This window comes from Streptomyces sp. PA03-6a, from assembly GCF_033792765.1.
Taxonomy (GTDB): Bacteria; Actinomycetota; Actinomycetes; order Streptomycetales; family Streptomycetaceae; genus Actinacidiphila.
This window is the reverse complement of the sequence record NZ_JARAVK010000339.1, coordinates 1-7,774: the sequence shown is the minus strand read 5'-3', so window position 1 is coordinate 7,774 and position 7,774 is coordinate 1. Positions and strand designations below refer to the sequence as shown.

At 71.1% G+C, this 7,774-nt stretch carries 7 protein-coding genes and 1 tRNA gene; 7 read left to right on the top strand and 1 reads right to left on the bottom strand.

Translation table 11 applies throughout. The features are described from left to right. The 3 genes from PV350_RS42095 to PV350_RS42085 form a co-directional block, all read left to right on the top strand. On the top strand, positions 1 to 421 hold a 421-nt coding region (locus PV350_RS42095; protein WP_500338673.1), incomplete at its 5' end, for a hypothetical protein. A gap of 61 nt (positions 422 to 482) precedes the next feature. Further along, on the top strand, positions 483 to 824 hold the full coding sequence (locus PV350_RS42090) for a hypothetical protein (RefSeq protein ID WP_499513391.1): 342 nt from the start codon (positions 483 to 485) through the stop codon (positions 822 to 824). Positions 825 to 872: 48 nt separating this feature from the next. After that, positions 873 to 2,921 (top strand): PA14 domain-containing protein, encoded by a 2,049-nt coding sequence (locus PV350_RS42085; RefSeq protein ID WP_500338671.1) that lies wholly within the window; start codon positions 873 to 875, stop codon positions 2,919 to 2,921. A 627-nt stretch (positions 2,922 to 3,548) separates the two neighbouring features. Here PV350_RS42085 and PV350_RS42080 read toward each other — a convergent pair. Beyond that, positions 3,549 to 3,630, bottom strand: a tRNA-Tyr gene (locus PV350_RS42080). Positions 3,631 to 3,818: 188 nt separating this feature from the next. On the opposite strand from PV350_RS42080, the gene PV350_RS42075 reads away from it, so the two are divergent. The 4 genes from PV350_RS42075 (at position 3,819) to PV350_RS42060 (ending at position 7,733) form a co-directional block, all read left to right on the top strand. Then, a complete protein-coding gene (locus tag PV350_RS42075; RefSeq protein ID WP_018558836.1) occupies positions 3,819 to 4,307 on the top strand; it encodes a YajQ family cyclic di-GMP-binding protein in 489 nt (162 codons plus the stop codon). Positions 4,308 to 4,498: 191 nt separating this feature from the next. Next, on the top strand, positions 4,499 to 5,821 hold the full coding sequence (locus PV350_RS42070; RefSeq protein ID WP_499513372.1) for a radical SAM protein: 1,323 nt from the start codon (positions 4,499 to 4,501) through the stop codon (positions 5,819 to 5,821). Next, entirely contained in the window at positions 5,822 to 6,274 is a 453-nt protein-coding gene (locus tag PV350_RS42065) for a flavodoxin family protein (protein ID WP_499513371.1), read from the top strand. A 76-nt stretch (positions 6,275 to 6,350) separates the two neighbouring features. After that, complete coding sequence (locus PV350_RS42060; protein ID WP_500338669.1) at positions 6,351 to 7,733, top strand: FAD-binding oxidoreductase; 1,383 nt, start codon at positions 6,351 to 6,353, stop codon at positions 7,731 to 7,733. Positions 7,734 to 7,774 lie beyond the last annotated feature (41 nt).

Sequence of the window (7,774 nt, the reverse complement as noted above, 5' to 3'; positions counted from 1 at the left end):
GCCGGAGGGCTACCGCCTCCCCACCCTCCCCGACGGCACCACCGCCCCCGGCACGGCGCTGCTGTGCCAGCGCATGTACATCGGCGGCATCCGCATCGACCACCAGGGCGGCCCCTGGTCCGACTGCCAGCCCGTCACCGGCGCCCACGACCCCGCCGGCAGCGGCGGCACCGGCCTGTGGGGCCTGCACGACAAGGGCACCACCGGCTCCCGCCTCATGGTCGCCAACCCCGAGGCCGCCATCGCGTACGGCATCGTCAACCTCACCGACGGCACCCGCCTCAAGGCCACCACCGTCACCGTCCCCGGCACGGACTACCGCGCCTGGGCCGTCGCCATCCCCGACGGCAGGACCATCGCCACCGTCGACCAGTACGACACCCACCACCACCGCCTCAGCCGCGACACCGACTGGCGCTGACCCCTGGAAAAGGGGCCCGTCGCACGGCCGGTGTCACATACCGCCCCGACGCCCTGTCGTCATGGACGAAGAGCACACCGACCACGGAAGGTGGGGGTTCCTCGTCATGGGTGTCGAGCGGTCGCAGCAGGCCGAAGGCCACGTCCGTACCGACCAGCCGGCCCGGTACCCGGCACGACGGCGCACGAAGCTCGGCGTCGCAGCCGTCGTCGTGCTGGTCGTCGGCGCCCACCTGGGCCTGGGCGGGCTGCTGCTGACGTCCGGCCCCTGGAAGCACTGGGCCGTCGGCGCCCTCGTGGCCGTCGTCCTGGCCAAGACCGTCTTCCTGCTCCTACGCCGCGGCAGAAACCGTGGACACCGAGGTCCAGGGCGTACAACCAAGCGCGTTCCTCATCGGTCCTGATCGTCGGCGGTGCCGCCATGCCGCCGAGGACCGGAAGCGAAGGAACGCATGAACCGACCCAGAAGCGCCACGGTCGCCACGGCCGCCACCGTCGTGCTCGCCACAGCGGGCGGCCTGCTCACCGCGGCCACGCCCGCTTCCGCCGCCGTGACCTGCACCTCGCCGGTCTTCAAGCGGACGTTCTACGCGAACACCACGTTCTCCGGGACCCCCAGGCACACGGACTGCGACTCGGCGATCGACCAGAACTGGGGCACCGGCGCGCCCTACAAGGGCCTGCCCGTCAACAACTTCGGCGTCCGCTGGTCCACCACGCGCGACTTCGGTTCGGGTGGGCCGTTCACGTTCACCGCTTCCTCCCGCGACGGCATCCGCGTCTACCTCGACGGCGTCCGCAAGGTCGACCTGTGGAAGAACGTGTCGTCCACCGTGCGCAGGACCGCCAACGTCACCGTCCCCTCCGGCAAGCACACCCTGCGCGTCGACTTCGTCAACTGGACGGGCGCGGCCAACGTCACCTTCGGCTACGCCCCCCGCACGTCGGCGACGGTCGACAAGGTCAAGCCCCTCGTCCCGGCCGGGACCACCGTCGCCTACAGCGCGACCACCGCGTCCACGAAGGTCGGCTGGGCCAAGAACAAGGAGATGGACCTCGCCGGGTACCGCGTGTACCGCCGGTTGAAGGGCGCCTCCTACCCCTCGAAGCCGATCGCCACGACGACCTCCACCTCGTACACCGACACGACCGTCCCGAAGGACGGCAACGTCTACTACTACGAGGTCCGCGCCTACGACAGGGCCGGGAACACCTCGTCGGGCACCGCCGACCTCGGCATCACGACCGTCGACAGGGCCGCCCCCGCCGCCCCGAAGGGCGTCGAGGAGAACTGGGCCATGGGCTACCCCAGCACGATCACCCTGTACTGGGACAGCAACTCCGAGCCCGACCTGGCCGGCTACCGCGTCTACCGCTCGACGTCCCTGCCGGTCGCCCTCACCCCGGAGAACCGGGTGACCGGCGGCGCCTTGTCGCACGGCGGATACACGGGGCCGCTGCCGCAGACCGGCGACATCCACTACTACGTGGTCACCGCCGTCGACACGCACGGCAACGAGTCGGCGGCCTCCCGATCGGCGATGTACTACACCCGCGACCTGACGGGTCCGGTCGACACCGCACTCAACGCGCGCGGCCGGGAGGACGAGGCAGGCGTCACGCTGACCTGGGACCCCTCCGAGCGGACCAGCGACGACTTCGCGGGCTACACGATCATCCGGTACGCCCAGCCGCGCGGTACCGGGGGCCCGCGGGAGGTCGTCGGCACGGGGGTCCGGGGCACCACGTTCACCGACGCGGCGCCGCCGCCCGGCGCCACCTACTACTACGGGGTGGTCGCGGTCGACCACGCGGGCAACGGAGGCACCGCGTCCCAGGAGGTCGTCGTCACCGTCTCCGGGAACACGACGGCTCCCGCCCCGGTCACCGGCCTGACCGCCGACCCCAAGGAGAACGGCGTCACCCTCACCTGGGACGCCGACACCGCACCGGGCCTCGACCACTACCGCGTGCTGCGCGGCACGTTCGCCGACGGGCGGTGGACGTACGCCCCGCTGATCGACCCCTGGACCCTGCGGCCGCGGGAGATCAAGGCGACGACCTTCCACGACCGGGCGGCGGCCGACGGCCAACGGATCGGCTACGCGGTCGTCTCCGTCGACCAATACGGCAACCAGCTCACCCCCGACACCGGCGCGACCGTCACCGAGGTCACCGAACTCGACCTCCGCCCCACCGCCCCACCGGCGACCGGCGCCCCGATCCACCTGAACAGCACCGAGACCGGCTCCCTCCGCTGGTTCCTCACCGACGGAAAGAACGCCAACGGCAGCCCGGTGACCGCCTTCACCGTGAGCCGATGGAACCGCGAGAGCGGGACCTTCGACGCGCTCGCCACGGAGCCCAAGGGCAACTCGACCGACTGGTACTGGTCCGACCGCGCCCAGCCCGCCGCCACCACGATCTACTACCGCGTCACGGTCCTCTACGCGGACGGCACGGAATCGGGCGCGTCCGAGATCGCCGCCCTGAGCTACTGACCCGGCCCGCGTCGGCGGCGACAGCCGGCAAGGGGACCGGAAGGTGAGTTTCCGGTCCCCTTCCACCGAGTCGTCGTCCGCCGGTGCGGGAGCCCGCGCTGCGAAAATCCGGCGTCGGCGAGCTCACCTCGTGCCACGGCCCACGAGCGCTCCAGGCGCCGGCCGAAGCCCACCGCGGCCATCTCCGATTCGGTGCGGCACGTCACCGCTACCTCCAGCGGGAAGCGGGGGCGGGGTCCGACCAGGGGCTCAACCCCGGGCCGGACTTCCACGACTGGTACATGCAGTGGCTGATGAACCCCGGTGGCACAGTGGGCTCTTGAGCCCTGCGCTACGGCTCGATGTCAAAGGGGCCGGTAGCCCAGGTACCCACGATGATCTCCTCGCGCAGTTACGCCGGGAGCCTCGCACTGGCCACTGACAATGCGACCACGACGGCGAACCAGGCTCCGACAGCATGCCTCACAGCCGCACGTCGGCCCCGGATTCCCGTCTGCTCCCCGTCCGCAAACGCTGGTAGAGGGTGCGCGCGAACGGGACAGAGGGGGATCGTGGCCCGCATCCGCCGGCGCAAACAAAACAGCCCCCGCGCTGCGTTTCCGCAGCTCAGGGGCTGTGTTTCCACTGTGGCGGCGCCAGGATTCGAACCTGGGTAGGCTAAGCCGACGGATTTACAGTCCGCTCCCATTGGCCACTCGGGCACACCGCCTGGGAAGTGTCTCCGCGGGCCGCTTGTGTGCGGTCCCCGTGGCGACGTCGTAAACAATACCCGATGCGCGGGGGTGCTTCGCCACCCTATTGATCAGCGCTTCGGGCGGGTCCGGTGGCTAGGCTTGCGGGGGCGGCCCGGAGGCGGGTCGCGGACCTGACGGATCAGAGCCAAGGAGCCAACAGAAGATGGCCGACTCCAGTTTCGACATCGTCTCGAAGGTCGAGCGGCAGGAGGTCGACAACGCCCTCAACCAGGCCGCCAAGGAGATCTCGCAGCGCTACGACTTCAAGAACGTCGGCGCGTCGATCTCGTGGTCCGGGGACAAGATCCTGATGCAGGCCAACTCCGAGGAGCGGGTCAAGGCCATCCTGGACGTCTTCGAGACCAAGCTGGTCAAGCGGGGGATCTCGCTGAAGTCGCTGGACGCGGGCGAGCCCCAGCTGTCCGGCAAGGAGTACAAGATCTTCGCGACCATCGAGGAAGGCATCTCGCAGGAGAACGCCAAGAAGGTCGCCAAGATCATCCGCGATGAGGGGCCCAAGGGCATCAAGGCGCAGGTCCAGGGCGAGGAGCTGCGCGTGACGTCCAAGAGCCGGGACGACCTGCAGGCCGTCATCGCGCTGCTGAAGGGCAAGGACCTCGACTTCGCGCTGCAGTTCGTGAACTACCGCTGAGCGAGGTCTTGCCGGGGCCCCGGCCGGGAGGAGGCGGCCGGGGCCTTTGCCACGCGCACGACGGGGCGCATTCGGAGGGTGCCGCCCGGGAAGCCGCCGCAGGTGCGTAGTGTCTTCCTGTTAGGTCTCCCCGGGACCGCCCCGCCCGTCGACGGCGGACCCGGGGCAGCGTCTCGAGGATGGAGCCGGGCATGCAAAGCCGCACCGCTTTGGTCGAGGACCTGATGAGCCGCTTCCCGCACGTCCCCCGTGAGGCGGTCATCAAGGAGGACCTACTGCGCGGCGGGATCGCGTTCGACGAGTCCGCGCTCAGCGGTAACGAGGACGGCGACGTCAAGCCGAAGTCGTACTTCATCTTCTCCTTCGACCACCGCACCCTCCCCGAGCTGGGCGCCGCCGCGCTGAAGCGGCCGCCGGAGGAGATCGTGCTCACCGGCGGGCCGTACGACCTGCGCCGCACGGTGGTGTCGGTGCGGGTGAACCCGGCCTCGCCGTACCGCGTGCGGGCGGGCGGGCGCGGTGTGCTCGGCCTCTACCTCGACGGGGTGCGCATCGCGGACGTCGGCCTGCCGCCGATGCCGGCGTACTACCGGCACACCCTGGAGAACGGCAAGTCGGTGATGGAGGTCGCGCCGACGATCCAGTGGGGCTACCTGATCTACCTGACGGTCTTCCGCGTGTGCCAGTACTTCGGCGCCAAGGAGGAGTGCCAGTACTGCGACATCAACCACAACTGGCGCCAGCACAAGGCGGCCGGACGCCCCTACACGGGCGTGAAGCCGGTCGAGGAGGTGCTGGAGGCGCTGGAGATCATCGACAAGTACGACGAGACGAAGTCCTCCACCGCCTACACCCTCACCGGCGGGGCGATCACCTCCAAGGTCGCCGGGCGGGACGAGGCGGACTTCTACGGCCACTACGCGAAGGCCATCGAGGAGCGCTTCCCCGGCCGCTGGATCGGCAAGGTCGTCGCGCAGGCGCTGCCCAAGGAGGACGTGCAGCGCTTCAAGGACTACGGCGTGCAGATCTACCACCCCAACTACGAGGTGTGGGACCGCCGTCTGTTCGAGCTGTACTGCCCGGGCAAGGAGCGTTACGTCGGCCGGGACGAGTGGCACCGCCGCATCCTGGACTCGGCGGAGATCTTCGGCCCGCGCAACGTGATCCCCAACTTCGTCGCGGGCGTGGAGATGGCCGAGCCGTTCGGCTTCGGCAGCGTCGGCGAGGCGATCGACTCCACGGCGGAGGGCCTGCGCTTCTTCATGTCGCGGGGCATCACGCCGCGCTTCACCACCTGGTGCCCGGAGCCGACGACCCCGCTGGGCAAGGCGAACCCGGAGGGCGCGCCGCTGGAGTACCACATCCGCCTGCTGGACGTGTACCGCGCGACGCTGGAGGAGTACGGGCTGAGCTCCCCGCCCGGGTACGGCCCGGCCGGCCCCGGCAACGCGGTGTTCTCGGTGAGCTCGTTCATGGACAGCCTGCCGGCGTCGGCGCCGGTCGGAGTGAGCTGAGTGCCGACCCTGCTGATCGTGCATCACACGCCGTCGCCGAACCTGCAGGCGATGTTCGAGGCGGTGGTCGCCGGCGCGACCACCGACGAGATCGAGGGCGTGGACGTCGTGCGGCGGGCCGCCCTCGCGGCGACCGCCTCCGACGTGCTCGCGGCGGACGGCTACCTGCTGGGCACGACGGCGAACCTCGGCTACATGTCGGGGGCGCTCAAGCACTTCTTCGACCAGGTCTACTACCCGTGCCTGGACGGCACGCGCGGCCGCCCGTTCGGCTACTACGTACACGGCGGCAACGACGTGACGGGGACGGTGCGGGGGATCCGGTCGATCACCACGGGCCTGGGCTGGGAGCAGGCGGCGGCCGAGGTGACGGTCACCGGGGAGCCGTCCAAGGCCGATCTGCAGGCCTGCTGGGAGCTGGGCGCGACCCTGGCCGCCGGGTTGGCGGACTGACCGCGCGGGCCCGGCGCCGACGTGCCGGGCCCATGCCCCCGTCCTACCGTGGAGGTGGAGAGAGGGGGCAGCACCGATGGCACCCCGGGTCCCGGACGACGCGACCCTGACCGCCCTGCGCTCCGGCTTCGCGGGCGAGGTCGTCGCACCGGGCGACCCGTCGTACGACGAGAGCCGCACGCTCTTCAACGCGATGATCGACCGCAGGCCGTCCGTGATCGCCCTGTGCGAGACGGTGGAGGACGTCGCCGCGGCGATCCGCTTCGGACGGGAGCGCGGGCTGGAGGTCGCCGTCCGCGGCGGCGGGCACAGTGTCGCCGGGAACGCCCTGACGGACGGTGGCATCGTCGTCGACCTGCGGCGCATGCACGCGGTCGTCGTCGACCCGGGGGCGCGCACGGCGCGGGTCGGCGGGGGCGCCACGATGAGCCACCTGGACCGCGCGACGCAGCCGTACGACCTGGTCACCACCGGGGGCCGGGTGTCCACCACGGGCGTGGGCGGCTTCACCCTCGGGGGCGGATCGGGGTGGCTGGAGCGCGCGTTCGGGCTGGCCTGCGACAACCTGGTGGAAGTCGAGCTGATGACGGCGGACGGCACCATGGTGCGGGCCGCCGAGGACGAGAACCCGGAGTTGTTCTGGGCGCTGCACGGGGGCGGCGGCAACTTCGGCGTCGCCACCTCGCTCACGCTGCGGCTGCACCCGCTGCCCGCGGTCACCATGGCCCTGTTGCTGTGGCCGCCGGACGCCGGCCCCGAGGTGCTGCGCGCCTACCGCACCCTGCTGGCGTCGGCACCGGACGAGATGGGCGGGGGCCTGCTCTTCCTGACCGGGCCTGCGGAGGAGTTCGTGCCGGAGCACCTGGTGGGCGCGCTCACCTGCGCCGTCCTGGTGACGTACGCGGGCACCGGGGACGCGGCGCGCGAGGTGCTGGAGCCGCTGCTCGCGCTCGGCCCGCAGGGCCGGCTGGTGAGGGAGCTGCCGTACGCGGACCTGCAGTCCATGTTCGACGACCCGCCGGGCTACCGGAACTACTGGTCGGCGGAGTACCTGGACGACTTCCCCGACGAGGCCGTGGACCGCTTCTGCGCCCGGGCCCGGGACATGGTGGTCCCCTCCCCCTCCCAGCACGTGCTGTTCCCCGTGGGCGGCGCCGTGGCGCGTCCTCCGGCCGACTACCCGCTGCCCTGGCGCCGGGCGCCGTGGGTCGTGCACCCGTTCGGCCTGTGGGCGGACCCGGCGGACGACGAGCGGGCCCGGCGGTGGGCGCACGGCATCCGCGCCGACGTGCGGCAGTGGTCCTGCGGGGCGGTCTACCTCAACTTCATCGGCGACGAGGGCGAGGGCCGCGTGATCGCCGGGTTCGGCGCGCACAACCTGGGGCGGCTGGCCCGGGTGAAGAGGGAATACGACCCGCAGAACGTCTTCCGGCTCAACCACAACATCGAGCGGGACTGACCCCGGCCGGGGGCGGGGTCAGTCCCGCTCGATGTTGTGGT

Bases quoted from the DNA above. Each gene is read 5' to 3' on its own strand.
- PV350_RS42090 (WP_499513391.1), top strand. From the start codon at position 483: ATGGACGAAGAGCACACCGACCACGGAAGGTGGGGGTTCCTCGTCATG.
- PV350_RS42085 (WP_500338671.1), top strand. From the start codon at position 873: ATGAACCGACCCAGAAGCGCCACGGTCGCCACGGCCGCCACCGTCGTG.
- PV350_RS42075 (WP_018558836.1), top strand. From the start codon at position 3,819: ATGGCCGACTCCAGTTTCGACATCGTCTCGAAGGTCGAGCGGCAGGAG.
- PV350_RS42070 (WP_499513372.1), top strand. From the start codon at position 4,499: ATGCAAAGCCGCACCGCTTTGGTCGAGGACCTGATGAGCCGCTTCCCG.
- PV350_RS42060 (WP_500338669.1), top strand. From the start codon at position 6,351: ATGGCACCCCGGGTCCCGGACGACGCGACCCTGACCGCCCTGCGCTCC.